Source organism: Duganella sp. Leaf126, assembly GCF_001423125.1.
GTDB lineage: Bacteria > Pseudomonadota > Gammaproteobacteria > Burkholderiales > Burkholderiaceae_D > Rugamonas.
The window spans coordinates 54893-69782 of sequence record NZ_LMNW01000034.1; the positions used below are offsets into that span (position 1 = coordinate 54893).

Genomic DNA, 14890 nt, shown 5'->3' on the forward strand with positions numbered 1-14890 from the left:
CATGGCCGTTTCCATCACTGCGCGCATCGCCCGCGAAGAATGGCGGGCGCTGGTGCGCGACCGCGCCGCTGTCGTCGGCCTGCTGCTGTTGACGGTGCTGATGCTGGTCGCTGCGCTGACCGCCTACGAACAGCAGCGCGGCGCCAACGCCGAACGGGCGCGCTACCAGGCGCAAGCCAACCACGAATTCCAGGCCCAGCCCGACCGCCATCCGCACCGCATGGTCCATTACGGCCACTTCCTGTTCCGGCCCGTGAATCCACTGGCCGCCTTCGATCCCGGCATCGACGGTTACACGGGCAGCACGCTGTTCGTCGAAGGGCACCAGCAGAACAGCGCCAACTTCGGCGACGTGCGCCAGACTTCGCTGCTGCTGCGCTTCGGCCAGCTGACCCCGGCCTTCGTGCTGCAGGTGCTGGCGCCGCTGTTGCTGGTGTTCTTCGGCCACGCGGCGGTCGCGCGCGAGCGCGAGTCCGGCACCTTGCGGCTGCTGCTGGCGCAAGGCGTGGCCAGCCGCCAGCTGGTGCTGGGCAAGCTGCTGGCGCTGTGCGGCTTTACCGGCGTGATGCTGGTGCCGGCGCTGGCCGGCCTGGCCTGGATGGCGGCCGGCGGCCATGCACCGTGGCTGCCGGTGCTGCTGCTGGCTGCCGCCTACGGCGGCTGGTTGCTGCTGTGGTCGGTGGGCGTGGTGCTGGTGTCCACCCTGTTTGCGCGCGGCCGCGACGCCTTTCTGGTGCTGCTGGCCGTGTGGGCGGTGACGGTGATCCTGCTGCCGCGCTGGGTGCCGGACCTGGCCAGCAGCGCCATCGATCTGCCCACGCGGTACGAAAACATGATCCGCGTCCAGCGCGACTACCTGGCGCTGGGCGACTCGCACAATCCGCAGGATCCGCAGTACGCGGCGTTCCGCGACAGTCTGCTCAGGCAGTACCACGTCACCCGCGTGGAAGACCTGCCGGTGAACCTGAAAGGGCTGATCAGCATGGAAGGCGAGCGCAGATCGACAGAATTGTTCAACCGCTATGCGGCGGCCGGCATGGACCGGCAGCAGGCGCAGAGCCGCCTGTTCGACCACGCCGGCTGGCTCAGTCCCGCGCTGGCCTTGCGGCGCCTGTCGATGACCGTCTCCGGCACCGATCTGGCCAGCTTCCGCAGCTTCCTCGAGCAGGGCGAGGCCTACCGCTACGCACTGGTCCAGCGCCTGAACACGCTGCACGCGGAAGAAGTCCATTACGCCGACGACGGCAAGCCCGGCAAGGAAAACCGCATCGCCAGCACGCACTGGAAAGGCTTCCCGCCGTTCCATTACCGTGCGCCGCCGCTCGATGATGTGCTGGCGCGTGCAGCGCCTGCCGGCGCCGCGCTGATCGTGTGGATCCTGGTGCTGACCGGCGCAACCTGGTGGCTGGCCGGCCGCCTGGGGAGGATCGCACGATGAACGGAAATTCACTGGCGACCTGGCTGGCCTTCGAGTGGCGCCTGGTCGTGCGCGCGCGCCTGTCCCTGGCGGCCCTGCTGCTGTTGCTGCTGCTGTCGGCCGTCTCCGTGTGGTCCGGGCTGCAGGAGACGGCGCGCCAGCGCGCCACCATCGCCCGCCTGGCCGGCCTGCAGGCGCAGGACGCGGCCGTCGCCACCCAGCGCAATGCCACCGGCGGCGATGCCGGCAATGCCGCCTACTACACCTATCACCATACCTGGGATGCGCCGCAGGATGCGGCCTTCCTGGCGCTCGGCCTGCGCGACGTGGCGCCGTACGCGCTGCGCATCCGTGCGCTCGGCCTGCAGGCCCAGCTCTACGAGGGCGAAAGCTTCAACCCGGAGGTGGCGCTGCCGGGCCGCTTCGATTTTGCCTTCGTGCTGATCTACCTGTCGCCGCTGTTCGTGATCGCGCTGCTGCACGACCTGGTCTCGGGCGAGCGCCAGTCGGGACGGCTGCGCATGCTGGCCGCCATGCCCGACGGCGCGCGCCTGTGGCGCCGGCGCGTGGCGCTGCGCTTTGCGCTGCTGCTCGGATGCCTGGCCTTGCCGCTGCTCGCTGGCGCGCTGTGGTCCGGCCTGGGCGCCGGCGCGACCGTGCTGGTGCTGGCGGTGTCGGCCAGCTACCTGGCGTTCTGGATCGGCGTCTCGCTGCTGGTTGGCGCGCGCGGGTGCGGCTCGGTCACCAACGCCACGGTGCTGATGGGGACATGGGCCGTGCTCACGCTGGTGCTGCCCACGCTGGCCAACGTGGCGCTGACCCGCGCCATCCCCGTGCACCAGGGCGTGGACCTGATGCTGGCGCAGCGCCAGACCGTGCACGGCGCGTGGGAAGTGCCGCGCGAGGACACCATGCGCAGGTTTTATGATGGCCATCCGCAGTGGCGCAACAGCGCACCGTTGACGCCAGGCTTCCAGTGGAAATGGTATTACGCGTTTCACCAGCTCGGCGACGAGAGCGTCGCCGGCCAGGTGGCGCACTACCGTGCCGGTCTGCTGGCGCGCCAGGACTGGACCGACCGCCTGGGCTGGCTGATGCCGGGCGTGGGCGTGCAGGCCGTGCTGCACCGGCTGGCCAACACCGACCTGCCGGCGCAACTGGCCTACCAGCAGCGCATCGCCAGCTTCCACCAGGCGCTGCGGCATTTCTACTACGGCTATCTGTTCACCGGCAAGCCGTACGGACCGGCCGAGGCTGCGCGGCAGCCCATATTCACCCCCGCCAGCGGCCGTGTCGCGCTGCCGTGGCAGGCGGCAGGCGTGGTGTGTCTGGTGGCGTCGCTGATGCTGGGGGCGGGGGTGAGGAGTTTGCGGCGGCTGTCACGTCCTGCGCGGCTGGCGGGCGGAGGGCAGGCGCGCTGAGGCGACACCGTATCCGGTTTTTGCCAGCTTGCTGCATTTTCCATCAACCTTGTTTTATAATGCCCACCCCGCAAGGTTGGAAGGGCAGGAGATGAACGACAGCGACTTGCGCGAAATGTTGACACGGCATTTCGCCGTCGAACAGGTGGAGGCGCATGTGCTGCAGCAGCTGGCAGACATGGTGCGCGACTGGCTGACGCCCGCGGGCAGGTCGCCGTATCCCGTCACGCCCATCGACCAGCTGCTGCCGCTGTTTTCGAGCCTGGCGCCGCCGGCCGACGGGATGGCGCCGGCCCAGGTGCTGGAGACGCTGCAGCACAAGCTGCTGCCCCATACGGCGCGCCTGAACCATCCCAAGTTCATCGGCCACATGACCCAGGCGCTGCCGTGGATGACGGTGCTGGTCGAGGCGCTGGCTGCCGCCCTGAACCAGAACCAGGTCAAGATCGAGACCGCGTACGCCTCGACGCTGATGGAAAAACAGGTGCTCGGCTGGCTGCACCGCATCGTCTTCGGCGCCCATGACGCCGTCTATGCGGACGCCATGCGCGCGAAAAACCAGGCGCTCGGCAATATCGTCAGCGGCGGCACCATGGGCAACCTGACTGCGCTGGCGGTCGCGCTCGAGCGCGCGCTGCCCGGCGTGCGCAAGCACGGCCTGTTCGCGGCGCTGCAGCAGTCGGGCCTGCGCGGGCTGGCGGTGATTGCCTCGGCCCGCGCCCATTACTCGCTGAAAAAGGCGCTCGGCACGCTGGGCCTGGGCGAAGATGCCCTCTACCGGGTGCCGGTGGACGCCGACAACCGCATCGACCTGGCGGCGCTCGAAGACACCATCGCTGCGCTCAGGCGCGACCGCATCGGCATCGTCGCCATCGTCGGCATCGCCGGCACCACCGAGACCGGCGCCATCGATCCGCTCGCCGCGCTGGCGGCGATCGCGCAGCGCGAGCGCACCTGGTTCCATGTCGATGCCGCCTGGGGCGGGGCGCTGCTGATGGCCGAGCGGTTCCGGCCGCTGTATGCGGGCATCGAGGCGGCCGATTCGGTGGTGATCGACGGTCACAAGCTGTTCTGGGTACCGATGGCGCAGGGCATGGTGCTGTTCCGCGATCCGTCCAGCCTGGACCGGCTCAGGCACCATGCCAACTACATCATCCGCAGCAATTCGGGCGACCTGGGCCAGACTTCACTGGAAGGCTCGCGCCGCTTCGACGCGTTGAAACTGTGGGTGTCGCTGACCCTGCTGGGCCAGCGCGGCTACGCCACGCTGCTCGAGCACGCGGCCGGCCTGGCCGGCGCCATGCGCGCGCTGCTCGCCGGTCAGCCCGATTTCGAGCTGACCAGCGACTCGGACAACTTCATCCTGACCTACCGCTACCTGCCGCCGGCGCTCGGCCAGCGCCTGGCGCAGCTGCTCGCTGCCGGCCGCGCCGACGAGGCGACCATCGTCAACCGCGCGATCAACGCACTCAATGCGCGCCTGCAGGAGCGGCAAAAGGCCAATGGCCACAGCTTCGTGTCGCGCACGGTGCTGGAACGGGCGCCGTTTGCCGATGGCATCACCGTGCTGCGCGTGGTGCTGAGCAATGTGTACACCACGCCGGCCCACCTGCGCGAGATCGTTGCCGAGCAGCGCCAGCTGGGCGCTGCATTAGCTGAACACATGGCTGAACACGCGGCTGAAAACATGGCTGAAGACATTGCCGGCAGCACGCCTGACAATGAGGCGGACAACGTAGCCGGCAACGAGGCGGACAACGTAGCCGGCAACGAGACGGACGACGCAGCCGACCAGGTGTCCGGCCACAGGCCTGCCGTCGCGCCCTGATCAGCGCCGGGCCGCGCTGCCGCTATCGACGACACCGGGAATCTCGGACGTAGGCCGGCCGAACTGCCCCTGCATCGCATCGACGCCCGCCTGCGGGCGGGCCAGGGCGCGCAGGTCGGCGCGCTGGCTGCGCAGGCGGGCCGGGTCGAGGTCCAGGCGGCGGTCGCGCTGTTCGACCAGCCCCGGCGCCGCTTCGCCGTCGCGGTTGAACGACCAGGCCAGCATCGGTTCGCCGAACGGCAGCGCATCGTTGGGCTGGCCGTGGTGGCCGGTGTTCCAGAGGTGCCAGGTCTTGCCGTAGCTGTTCATCTTGGAGCGCATCAGCGATTTTTCTGCTGCGGCCGGCAGTCCTGGCGCGACCAGCTGGCCGCTGAGGATTTCGCCGTTGTGCGGATGCCAGTAGCGGCGCTCGGCCGCGGGCAGGGTGGCGAACAGCTTTTCGGAAATGATGTACTCGACGCCGTGCAGGTTGGCATTGCGGCTGTTGCCGTCGAATAGCATGCACTGGGCGAAGTCCTCGTTTTGCTGGTGGCAGTAGTGGTGGGCCTCGATCTGGTTACCGGGCATGTCGCGCATCGGGTGGAAACCGACCAGGTAGATGTCGAAACCCGGCACCGGGCCGCTGCCCTGCAGGATCTTGGCGCCGGCTTCGAGCGCCCGGGTCTTGGCCGATTTGTCGGCGCCCGGCGGGGTTACGGTCTGGGCAGCGCACAGCGCAGCGGCAAGGCTGCCGGCGACGAATGCGCAGCGGGCGAGGGTGGCGGCAATTGACTGCATGACGGATCTCCTCGGAGAACGGAAACGGACATGCAGTCTAGCGACGCCTGGCCGGCACCGGCGCCACCTTTATGTATTGCAATTTATGCAGTCGCGCCGCATCAACAAACCGTGTCTGTGAGGAAATAAGATTACCACCGTCCAGATTTACTGAATTACAATCGATTTTGCTACCGACCCTGCATAACGCCTCCAGATGAACGTCGATCCACAGTTATTTATCCTGTTTTCGCTTGGAATCGACATCTTCCTGTGCCTGGTACTGGTCACGGTGTGGTGGCGGCACAACGACGAACTGCAGGCGCCGGCGTGGGCCATCGGACAGATCGCCCTGACCGCCGGCACCGTGTTCTGGCGACTCGGGCCGGCGTTCGGGCCGAGGATGCCGGCCGTGGCGCTGATGCTGGTCGTCAGCGTGGCGGGCTTCTGGGCCGGCACCGAGTTTTTCCTTGGGAAACTCGACCAGGCCAGGCTGCGCCGGGCAATCGCGGTCACCGCGCTCCTCGGCCTGGCCTGCTACGCGCTGTTTGCCGTCGCCGACGACGCTTTCGTCACCACCACCACGGTTGCCCTCAGTTACGCCATCACGTTCATCTGGGTGGGCTGGCGCCTGCTCAGCCACCGCACCGGCTACGGCGTGCTCGGATGGGTGTGCGTGCTGCGCGGCCTGTTCAACCTGGCCAATGCCCTGCAGCTGGTGCCGACCAGCTTCGAACTGTGGCTGGTGGCGTCGCTGCTGGTCAAATCGGCATCCATCCTGTGCCTGATCCACGCGGTGCAGGACAAGATCCAGAAGCGCTACACCCATGCCATCGACAGCCTGAGCAAGGGTTTCCTCGTGTACGACCGCCAGGGGGTGATCCGCACCGCCAACGAGCGCTGCGCCCGCTTATTGCGGGCGCCGGCGGTGCGCCAGCTGATCGGCAGCAATATTGCCGACTGGACCACGGGGCTGACCCGCAGCGAGGTCGAAGACCACTTCCAGCGCTTCGCTGCGGCCACCGCCTATCCCTACGTGGAAACCAGGGTGTTCCGCCAGGGCGCGCCCGACGAGCTGCCGGTCGAACTGATCGCCTCGCCGCACTACGAGCGCGGCCAGCTGCACTGCATGATGCTGGTGATGGACATTACCGACCGCAAAAAGAAAGATGATGAACTGTATCGCGCCGCCCATTACGACAGCGTGACTGGCCTGCTCAATCGCCACGGCCTGACGATCGAGCTCGACAGACAACTCGTGCAGGCCCGGCAGTCCGGTCTCGTGTGCGCGGTACTGTTCATCGACATCGACAAGTTCAAGCGGATCAACGATTCGTTCGGCCACGCCACCGGCGACCTGTTGCTGCAGCAGCTGGCCGAACGCTTGCGCGGCTGCATCGGTGAACACGACCTGCTCGGCCGTTGCGGTGGCGACGAGTTCGTGGTGGTGTTGCCCGGCCTGGCGCCGGAGCAGGCGTCGGCGCAGGCGGCTGCCTGCGGCGAGCGGGTGTTGGGTGCGCTTGGCGCCCGGTTCGACCTGGCGCAGCACGCGATCACCGTATCGGCCAGCATCGGCGTGGCGTGCCAGGACAGCGACGGCATGGCAGCCGACACCCTGGTGCGCAACGCCGACATCGCCATGCACGACGTCAAGAAGTCGGGCCGGGGCGACATGCGCTTCTATGACGAAGGCATGAGCGCCTATGCGCGGGAAGCGCTGGTGATCGACGGCGCGTTGCGGGGTGCGATTCCGAACGGCGAACTGCGCCTGGTCTACCAGCCCATCGTCGATGCCCGTACCGGCCGCATGGACAAGGTGGAAGCGCTGCTGCGCTGGCACAGCGCCACGCTCGGCAACGTGGCGCCCGATCGGTTCATCCCGGTGGCCGAGGACAGCGGCCTGATCATCGACCTCGGCGCCTGGGTGCTGGCCGAGGCCTGCCGCCAGCTTGGCGCCTGGCGCGAGGCGCTGCCGCAGCTGGCGGTCAGCATCAACGTCTCGGCCCGGCAACTGCTGGAACCTGCGTTCGTCGGCCTGGTGCAGCGCGCGCTGGCCGAGCACGGCCTGGCACCGCAACAGCTGGAACTGGAGCTGACCGAAAGGGTGCTGATCGGTACCGGCGGACAGGTGCACGCGACGCTGGCGCAGCTGCGCGCGCTGGGCGTGAGCATCTCGCTCGACGATTTCGGCACCGGTTATTCGTCGCTCAGCTACCTGACCCGCTTCGAGATCGACACCATCAAGATCGACCGCAGTTTCGTCACCGGCATGGTGGACTGCCCGCGCAGCCAGGCGCTGGTGGCCACCATCGTGGCGCTGGGGCAAAGCCTGGGGCTGCAGCTGGTGGCCGAGGGCGTGGAGACTGCCGACCAGGCCAGCTCGCTGGGCGCGACCGGCTGCCATTATCTGCAGGGCTACCATATTTCACGGCCGGTGCCGGCCGACGCGCTGCTGCGCTTTGCCGGGACATCGCTGCCGGCCGCCGAAGCCGGCCATTAGGAGTCGGGCGGCAGGAGCGCCCGGTCCGGCGGCGCTGCGCGCTAGCGCACGCCGGAGCCGCCGTCGGCGCCCGGACCGCCATCGATGCGGCGGCTGCCGAGCGTGGTCGCGTATTCGTGGGTGAACAGGGCGCCGAAAAAGAAGATCTGCGCCGAATAATAAATCCAGGTGATCAGGGCGACGATCGAGCCGGCCGCGCCATAGGAGCTGCTGAAGTCGCCATGCCCGAGGTACAGCCCGATCAGCAATTTACCGACCAGGAACAGCAGCGCGGTCAGGATGGCGCCGACGATCACGTCGCCCCAGGCAATGCGGGTGGCGGGCAGGAATTTGTACACGAAGGCGAACACCACGGTGATGATCGCCACCGACAGCGCCGCAAACGCGTACTGCAGGATCTTGCCGGGATCGGTCGGGTCGGCCCAGCTGCTCTGGAACGCGGCCAGGCCGGCATTGATCGCCAGCGACATCATCAGCATCAGCGCCAGCACCATCAGCAGGCCGAACGACAGGAAGCGCTCGCGGACGAACAGCCAGACACCCGAGCCTTGCGACGGCGGTATCTGCCACAGCTCGTCCAGGCTTTCCTTGAGTTCGGCAAACGCGCTGGTGGCCGTGACCAGCACGATCACGCCGGAGATGATACTGGCGGCGACGCTGCCGTCGGTCTGGCGGGCGCCGGCAATGATCACCTTGAGCGCTTCGCTGCCCTGGCTGCCGGTCAGGCCGCCAAGTTCGGTCAGCAGCGCCGTGCGCACCACGTCCTCATCGAAGAACAGGCTGGCCAGCGCAACGACCAGCATCAGCATCGGCGCCAGCGAAAACAGCACGTACAAGGTCAGTGCCGCGCCCTTGCTGGCCGCGCGCCGGTCCAGCCATGCGGTGGCAGCGGCCTTGGCCATCTGCGCCACCGCGTACAGGTAGGCTGACAGGCCGCCGTGCTTGACGCGCAAGGCGATCTCGCGGCGGCGGCGGGCGACGGGATCGTCTGCGCCGCTCTGGTGGGGGGAATCCGGGTGCGCGAGCGTGGTGCTGGTCATGGTGTCGGGGAATGGATATCAGGATGCACCATGGTGGCCGTCGTGCCATTCTGCGGTCGGTGCGCACGCGCACGGAAGGCTGGACGGCGCGGCCTCACACTGGCTTGCACCATCCTATCCATCTTCCCACTCAGCCAGGAACACCGATGACCGAGAACACGCACGCCGAACCCTATCCCCATCCCGCCGGCGGCTGGGGATCCGTCAAGGAAGTCAGCACGATCTTGCTGGAGCAGGGCGTGCTGTTCAAGGGCGGCAACCTGATGCTGCACCAGAACAAGACCGACGGCTTTGCCTGTGTCGGCTGCGCCTGGGCCAAGCCGGCCAATCCGCACCCGTTCGAGTTCTGCGAAAGCGGGGCCAAGGCCACGGCCTGGGAAATCACCAGCAAGCGCGTCGCGGCCGACTTCTTCGCCCGCCATACGCTGACCGAACTGCGCACCTGGTCGGACCTGCAGCTCGAATCGGCGGGGCGCCTGACCGTGCCCATGCGATGGGACCCGGAGAGCGACCGCTACGTGGAAGTAGCGTGGGAAACCGCGTTCGACGAGATCGGGCGCGAGCTGAAGGCGCTGGCGCCGACCAGCACCGTGTTCTACGCATCGGGCCGGGCCTCGCTGGAAACGTCGTATATGTACCAGCTGGCTGCCCGCCTGTACGGTTGCAACAACCTGCCCGACAGCTCGAACATGTGCCACGAAAGCACGTCGGTGGCGCTGCCCAGGACCATCGGGGTGCCGATCGGCACCGTCAATCTCGACGACTTCGAGCAGACCGACTGCATCCTGTTCTTCGGCCAGAACGTCGGTACCAACAGCCCGCGCATGCTGCACCAGCTGCAGGCGGCGCGCAAACGCGGGGTGCCGGTGATTACCTTCAATCCGCTGCGCGAGACCGGCCTGCTGTCGTTTGCCAATCCGCAGTCGCCGGTCGAGATGCTGAGCGGGGCCGAGACGCAGATCAGCACCCAGTACCTGCAGGTGCGGGCCGGCGGCGACAGCGCCGCCATCCTGGGCCTGTGCAAGGCGCTGATCGCGCGCGACGACGCAGCACAGGCGGACGGCGGCCAGCGCGTGCTCGATGCCGACTTCATCGCCGCCCATACGGCCGGCCTGGACGACTTCGCGGCCGTGGCGCGCAGCACCGGCTGGGACACGATCGAGCGCCAGTCGGGCCTGGCGCGCGCGGCGCTCGAGGAGGCGGCCGCCACCTATGCCGGTGCGCAGCGGGTGATTGCCGTGTACGGCATGGGACTGACCCAGCACCGGTATGGCGTGCAGAACGTGGAGATGGTGTCCAACTTGCTGCTGTTGCGCGGCAATATCGGCAAACCAGGCGCCGGCATCTGCCCGGTGCGCGGCCATTCCAATGTCCAGGGCCAGCGCACGGTCGGCATCACCGAAAAGCCGAAACTGGCGCCGCTTGACCAGCTGGAAAAACAATATGGCTTCGCGCCGCCGCGCGAGGAGGGGTTGAATACCGTCACGGCCTGCCGCGGCATGCTCGACGGTTCCGTGCAGGCGTTTATCGGCTTGGGCGGCAACTTCCTGCGCGCCGCGCCCGATACCGAGCGGCTCGAAGCGGCGTGGTCGCAGCTGCGCCTCAATGTCCAGATTGCCACCAAGTTGAACCGCAGCCACGTGGTGCCGGGCGCCGTCAACTACCTTCTGCCTTGCCTAGGCCGCATCGAGATCGACCGCCAGGCCGGCGGCGAGCAGTCGGTGGCGGTGGAAGACAGCACCGGCTATATGCACGGCTCGCGCGGCCGGGCCGAACCGGCTGCCGCCACCTTGTGGTCGGAACCGGCCATCGTCGCCGGGCTGGCGCAAGCGATGCTGGCCCCGGAACGCGCAGCACTGGTGCCGTGGGCGGACTGGGTGGCCGACTATGGGCGCATCCGCGACGCGATTGCCGTCACCTTCCCCGAGATCTTTGCCGATTTTAATGCCCGCATGTGGCAGCCGGGCGGCTTCCGGCGCCCGGTGCCGGCCGCCCACCGCGAATGGAAGACCCCGAACGGCCGCGCCAACTTCATCGCGCCGGTCACGCTCGAGGAAGATCCCGACCAGGCGCCGGTCTCCGCCGATGTGCTGCGCCTGTTCACCATCCGCAGCGACAGCCAGTTCAACACCACCGTTTACAATGACGACGACCGCTTCCGCGGCGTGTATGGCGGACGCCGGGTGCTGCTGGCCAATCAGCAAGACATGGCGCGCCTGGGCCTGGCCGAAGGCGACCTGGTCGATGTCCACGGCGTCACCGACGACGGCGTGCGCCGGACCGTCCACGGCCTGAAGCTGGTCGGCTACGATGTGCCGCCTGGCTGCATTGCCGGCTACTACCCCGAGTGCAACCCGCTGCTGCCGCTCGAACACCATGCGCTCGACAGCATGGTGCCGGCCGCCAAGTCGATCGCCGTGCGGCTGGCCGCTGCCACCACCTGATCCTGCCGCGCCATCAACTGTTGGTGTCACGCTGCTGACATACTGGCGCGATAACATACGGAAACTTTTGTTCTTCCGGATGTTATGTTGCGCTCGCTTTATCCCCATGGCCGGCTCCGCGCCCGCCAGCTGCTGGCCGGTGCGCTGACGGCAGTCTTGCTGGTGGCAGCCGCCGCCAGCGCAGTGCAACTTCGGTCTCCGACCGCGCTGCAAGTGGGGGCAGCGGCCTACGCCATGCCGCTACTGGTCACGGCCGTGCTGCTGGTGACGCTGCTTGCCTGCGTTGGCGTGGCCCGGCACCGGCGTGACCGCCAGCAGGCGCTGCGCGACCCGCTCACCGGCCTGCCGAACCGGCCGTGGCTGATGCGCGAACTGGCGCGCCGCCGCGATGGCGTCACAGCCCGCCACGACGCCGTGTATCTGCTGCTGGTGGACCTCGACGATTTCAGGCAGGTCAACCAGAGCCTCGGCCATGTCGCCGGCGACCAGCTGCTGCAGGCGGTGGCGCAATGCCTCGCCGGCCTGCTGCGCGCCGGGGACTGCGCGGTGCGCCTGGGCGGCGACGAGTTCCTGTTGCTGGTGCGCGTGCCCGGCGCCGAGCCGGCCGCGCTGGACCGGGTGAGCGAACTGGCCCGGCAGGCACTGGCCGCACTGGCCGGCCTCGATGTCGAGGCTTCGATCGGCATCAGCTGCGCGGCACGCTGCACCGCGTGGTGCGGCGCCGACCATGACACCGTGCTGCGCCAGGCCGGCCTGGCCCTGGTCAGCGCCAAGACCGAACAGAAAGGTCATTACCGGTTCTTCGATGCTTCCCGCAACGTGCAATCCGGCATGCGCTCCCAGCTCAGGCACAGCCTGGCCGGGGCCATCGATGCCGGCCAGCTCGCGCTGCACTACCAGGTCCGGGTCGATGTGGACAGCGGCTTGCCGGTCAGCATGGAGGCGCTGCTGCGCTGGCAGCATCCGGCGCTGGGCATGGTGCCGCCGGCACAGCTCATTCCGTTGGCCGAGTCCAGCGGCCTGATCAGCCGGCTGGGCGACCTGGTGATGCAGCAGGCTTGCGCGCAACTGGCGGCCTGGCGCGACCAGGGACTGGCGCTGCTGCCGGTGTCGATCAACGTATCGCCGCGCCAGTTCGGCTACGGCAGCGTGGCGGCGCAGCTGGCGCGCCATCTCGCCGATCATGCACTCGCGCCCGCGCTGCTCGAAGTGGAAATCACCGAATCGGCGATGGTGGCCGACCGGGTCGAGATCCAGGCGGAACTGGCCGCGATCCGGGCGCTCGGCGTGCAGGTGTTCGTCGACGATTTCGGCACCGGCTACTCGTCGCTGTCGCAACTGCAGCGGCTGCGCCTCGATGGCATCAAGGTCGACAAGGCCTTTACTTACGAGCTGGACCGGTCGAAACAAGGCCGGGTATTTTTCCAGGCCATCATCTCGATGGCGCGGGCGCTGGGCCTGACGGTGGTGGCCGAGGGCGTGGAGACGCCGGCCCAGATGGCGCTGCTGCGCGAGCTCGGTTGCCAGCAGGCGCAAGGCTATCTGCTGGGCCGCCCGCTGCCGCCCGCGGCAGTGGCGGACACGCTGGCCGCGCTGGCGGTCCCGCAACCGAGCGTATCGGCCGCGCCGGCCCGATGTCATCCTGGGGTCATATTGAATTGCTAGTATGCACTTTTATTTGATCAGGTGAACTGTGGAATTCGACGCTTCACGCCAGCATCTACCGCGCTACCGCCAGTCCACCGCCGCCGACCTGTGCCGCGATTCGGTCTTTGTCGCTGCCGACGCCTGCAATGCCGACGTCCACGCGCTGTTCAGCGAGCGCCGCGATCTGCTGAGTTTGCCCGTGCTCGACGGCGGCCGTCCCATCGGCCTGATCAGCCGCAACATCTTCATGTCGCACATGTCCAAGCCGTTTTACCAGGAGCTGTACAGCAAGAAGAGCTGCATCGCCTTCATGGACAAGGATCCGCTGATCGTCGAATGCGATGTCAGCATCGAGGACCTGGCGTTCCGGGCGGTCGCTTCCGGCGAAAAGGCGCTGGCCGACGGCTTCATCATCACCAACCGTGGCGAGCTGGCCGGCGTGGGCTTCGGCCTGCAGCTGATGAACGTGGTGGCCACCCTGCAGGCCGAACGCAACCGCCAGATCATGCACAGCATCGAATACGCCAGCGTGATCCAGCGCGCGGTGCTCAAGCCGTCGCGCGATGCGCTGGCGCGGCTCGGCGACAGCCACCTCGAATGGCAGCCGCGCGACTTGGTCGGCGGCGATTTCTACCTGGTCGAGCAGCACGACGACGGCTGGTTCGTGGCGCTCGGCGACTGCACCGGCCATGGCGTGCCGGGCGCGTTCATGACCCTGATCGCGTCGCAGGTGCTGAGCCAGTCGCTGCAGCGCGTGGGACCGCGCGACCCGGGCCGCCTGCTGCAGCAGGTCAGCGGCGGCATCAAGTCGCTGCTGGGGCAGACCGCCGAACAGCGCGCCGTGGCCGAGTCGGACGATGGCCTGGACGCCTGCCTGCTGTGGTTCGAGCGCAGCACCCGCCGCCTGCATTTCGCCGGCGCGCGCATCGCGCTGCATCTGCTGGCGCCCGGCCAGCCTGTGCAGGTGGTGGAGGGCGAGCGGGCGGGCCTCGGCTATGTCGATACCGATCCCGGCCAGGTCTGGCCGACCCACGTGGTGGAGCTGGCCCCCGATGCGCTGGTCTTCGTCACCACCGACGGGCTGATCGACCAGATCGGCGGCGGCAAGGCGATCGCCTTCGGCAAGCGGCGCGTGCGCGAGCTGCTGGCAGCCCAAGGCGGCGCCAGCGCCCGCGCGCTGGCGCAGACGCTGCTCGCTGCGCTGGGTGCGTGGCAGGGCGCCCAGCCGCGGCGCGACGACCTGACTTTCTTTTGTTGCCGGCCTTGAGGAGTAGCACCGTGTTGTACCAGGAATTCGACGAATTATGGCAGGTGGCGCAAAAGCGCCACGTGATCTTCTTTTATGCCGGCTATTTTTCACAGCCGGTCGTGGCAGCCATTTCCGAAACCATCCGCGCCCGGCTCGACAGCGCCGGCGCGGCCGGGCCCACGCGGCGGCGCATCTTCTCGGCGTTTGTCGAGATGTCGCAGAACATCATGCACTATTCTTCCGAGGCGCTGACCCCGGGCGACCAGCGCGATCGCCAGATGCGGCGCGGCTCGTTCTGCATCGGCACCAGCGGCGAGCACTTCTTCCTGCTGTGCGCCAACCCGGTCGCATCCGACCGCGTGCCGGGCCTGCGCAGCCGCCTCGAAGGCCTGCGCACCATGACGGTCGAGGAAATCAAGGCCGCCTACCGGCAAGCGCTGCGCGCCGAAGTGCCGCACGACAGCAAGGGCGCAGGACTCGGCTTTCTCACCATGGCGCGCGAGGCCAGCGAGCCGCTCGAATTCGAGTTTGCGCCGTCGCCGAACGAGCCCGATACCACCATCTTCTGCATCAAAGCCATCATCTGAC

10 protein-coding genes are annotated in these 14890 nt (G+C 67.9%); 8 read left to right on the forward strand and 2 right to left on the reverse strand.

The features are described 5' to 3' along the window. The first annotated feature begins 1 nt into the window (after window position 1). From ASF61_RS19465 to ASF61_RS19475, 3 genes are all read left to right on the forward strand, one after another. Window positions 2–1438, forward strand: coding sequence for a DUF3526 domain-containing protein (locus ASF61_RS19465; protein ID WP_056159816.1), 1437 nt, complete (start codon window positions 2–4; stop codon window positions 1436–1438). Continuing rightward, entirely contained in the window at window positions 1435–2838 is a 1404-nt protein-coding gene (locus ASF61_RS19470; RefSeq protein ID WP_056159818.1) for a DUF3526 domain-containing protein, read from the forward strand. The genes ASF61_RS19465 and ASF61_RS19470 overlap by 4 nt, the downstream gene beginning before the upstream one ends. A 91-nt stretch (window positions 2839–2929) precedes the next feature. After that, window positions 2930–4666, forward strand: coding sequence for a pyridoxal-dependent decarboxylase (locus tag ASF61_RS19475; RefSeq protein ID WP_082491833.1), 1737 nt, complete (start codon window positions 2930–2932; stop codon window positions 4664–4666). Here the strand turns inward: ASF61_RS19475 and ASF61_RS19480 are convergent, their stop codons facing one another. After that, entirely contained in the window at window positions 4667–5443 is a 777-nt protein-coding gene (locus ASF61_RS19480; RefSeq protein ID WP_056159821.1) for an OBAP family protein, read from the reverse strand. Between the two features lie 196 nt (window positions 5444–5639). Between ASF61_RS19480 and ASF61_RS19485 the strand changes: the two genes are divergently transcribed. Next, window positions 5640–7922: a bifunctional diguanylate cyclase/phosphodiesterase gene (locus ASF61_RS19485; protein WP_056159824.1), complete on the forward strand. Its 2283-nt coding sequence runs from the start codon at window positions 5640–5642 to the stop codon at window positions 7920–7922. Window positions 7923–7963: 41 nt separating this feature from the next. Here ASF61_RS19485 and ASF61_RS19490 read toward each other — a convergent pair whose 3' ends face one another. Beyond that, window positions 7964–8962, reverse strand: a complete 999-nt coding sequence (locus tag ASF61_RS19490; protein ID WP_056159827.1) for a YihY/virulence factor BrkB family protein — start codon at window positions 8960–8962, stop codon at window positions 7964–7966. 146 nt (window positions 8963–9108) lie between these two features. Here ASF61_RS19490 and ASF61_RS19495 point away from each other — a divergent pair, with 146 nt between their 5' ends. The 4 genes from ASF61_RS19495 (at window position 9109) to ASF61_RS19510 (ending at window position 14889) form a co-directional block, all read left to right on the forward strand. Next, a complete protein-coding gene (locus ASF61_RS19495) occupies window positions 9109–11406 on the forward strand; it encodes an FdhF/YdeP family oxidoreductase (protein ID WP_056159829.1) in 2298 nt (765 codons plus the stop codon). Window positions 11407–11490: 84 nt separating this feature from the next. Next, window positions 11491–13071, forward strand: a complete 1581-nt coding sequence (locus ASF61_RS19500; protein WP_056159832.1) for a bifunctional diguanylate cyclase/phosphodiesterase — start codon at window positions 11491–11493, stop codon at window positions 13069–13071. 28 nt (window positions 13072–13099) lie between these two features. Next, window positions 13100–14320: a SpoIIE family protein phosphatase gene (locus tag ASF61_RS19505; protein ID WP_056159834.1), complete on the forward strand. Its 1221-nt coding sequence runs from the start codon at window positions 13100–13102 to the stop codon at window positions 14318–14320. An 11-nt stretch (window positions 14321–14331) separates the two neighbouring features. Next, entirely contained in the window at window positions 14332–14889 is a 558-nt protein-coding gene (locus ASF61_RS19510; protein WP_056159837.1) for a SiaB family protein kinase, read from the forward strand. The last annotated feature ends 1 nt before the right edge of the window (window position 14890 follow it).

Bases quoted from the DNA above. Each gene is read 5' to 3' on its own strand.
- ASF61_RS19465 (WP_056159816.1), top strand. From the start codon at position 2: ATGGCCGTTTCCATCACTGCGCGCATCGCCCGCGAAGAATGGCGGGCG.
- ASF61_RS19480 (WP_056159821.1), bottom strand. From the start codon at position 5,443: ATGCAGTCAATTGCCGCCACCCTCGCCCGCTGCGCATTCGTCGCCGGC.
- ASF61_RS19470 (WP_056159818.1), top strand. From the start codon at position 1,435: ATGAACGGAAATTCACTGGCGACCTGGCTGGCCTTCGAGTGGCGCCTG.
- ASF61_RS19475 (WP_082491833.1), top strand. From the start codon at position 2,930: ATGAACGACAGCGACTTGCGCGAAATGTTGACACGGCATTTCGCCGTC.
- ASF61_RS19485 (WP_056159824.1), top strand. From the start codon at position 5,640: ATGAACGTCGATCCACAGTTATTTATCCTGTTTTCGCTTGGAATCGAC.
- ASF61_RS19500 (WP_056159832.1), top strand. From the start codon at position 11,491: ATGTTGCGCTCGCTTTATCCCCATGGCCGGCTCCGCGCCCGCCAGCTG.
- ASF61_RS19495 (WP_056159829.1), top strand. From the start codon at position 9,109: ATGACCGAGAACACGCACGCCGAACCCTATCCCCATCCCGCCGGCGGC.
- ASF61_RS19490 (WP_056159827.1), bottom strand. From the start codon at position 8,962: ATGACCAGCACCACGCTCGCGCACCCGGATTCCCCCCACCAGAGCGGC.